The organism is Effusibacillus consociatus, from assembly GCF_042652925.1.
Classification (GTDB): domain Bacteria; phylum Bacillota; class Bacilli; order Tumebacillales; family Effusibacillaceae; genus Effusibacillus; species Effusibacillus consociatus.
The window spans coordinates 1-1029 of record NZ_JBHSHC010000177.1 but is presented as its reverse complement, the minus strand read 5'-3'; the positions used below and the strand labels follow the sequence as shown (position 1 = coordinate 1029).

Here is a 1029-nt window from a genome sequence, read left to right as displayed (position 1 = left end):
CCGGATTCCTACCGTCTTCATGGGCTGCATAAGAGAATCCAAAAACAACTCCTTTATCCTGTTCATCGGTTGCAGACTTGTTGTCTGATCAAGGAATCGATGCCATGCCAAATAATGATTCAGGTATTTGGTTGACACCCCGCGAAAAGTTGCCAGGAAGCTCTTAAAGCGTTCATGGTAGGCATTGACGTTTTGAATATGATAAATTTCCTTTGTCACATAGCGTTTTTTACCGGGGTTCACCTTCTCATGCTGAATCTGACGCTCGCGGCAGTATTTGCGGAACGTCTGCTCTTCGTCTGTGCACAAAATAACTCCCTGTTGTAAACGGGAAGACAGAACCTGATCAAGCGTAGCGGCGTCCAGACGACCGAAAGTTACTGCTTCACTGACAGTTTGCTTGGTGCGGTCACGTGCCACCAGAATGCAAACTTGTTCGTTTGAAATCCCACGTTTTTTCGCCACTCCCCCGCGTCTGCGGGCTTTACGCGGGAGGTTGCGTTTTCCCTTTTCCGAATGCAGAATATAGGTCTCGTCCACCTCCACAATCCCCTCTAGTGACTGGGTTTTGATTTCGGAGAGGGCATGCAGGATCTTGTGTCGCCAGGTAAAAGCTGTGGGGACCGAAATTCCTACCTTTTGGGCACATTTCCGAATGGAAAGTCCCTGTTCCATGCACTTCAGGTACTCTGGCCACTTGTCCAAGTAATGCGTTTGATGAACCGGCGTACCCGTCAAATCATTGAAAGTACGCTTGCAGGTATGACAGAGGTAACGCTGACGGCCACGATAAGTCCCGTTTTTCTTGAACCTCCCGCGAGCCAAGCAATGCGGGCAGGAAAGCCCTTCATGGAATCTGGCGTCACGAATATCCTTCAGGCTGGTTAGTTTGCTGCTTGAAGTTGGTGTGCTCGGCGCCGAAGGTTCCTGAAGCAATCTGAGCAGTAACTGTCTTTGTTCCTCGTCCAATCCAGCCAAAGCATCTACAATTCTGTTGAAGGGGATGTTTGACATGGCAATCACTCCAAA

General features: G+C 49.2%; 1 protein-coding gene. It reads right to left on the bottom strand.

What is annotated here, in order from left to right; translation table 11 throughout:
- On the bottom strand, positions 1–1014 hold a 1014-nt coding region (locus ACFO8Q_RS23845; RefSeq protein ID WP_380029879.1), incomplete at its 3' end, for an IS1595 family transposase.
- Between the last annotated feature and the right edge of the window lie 15 nt (positions 1015–1029).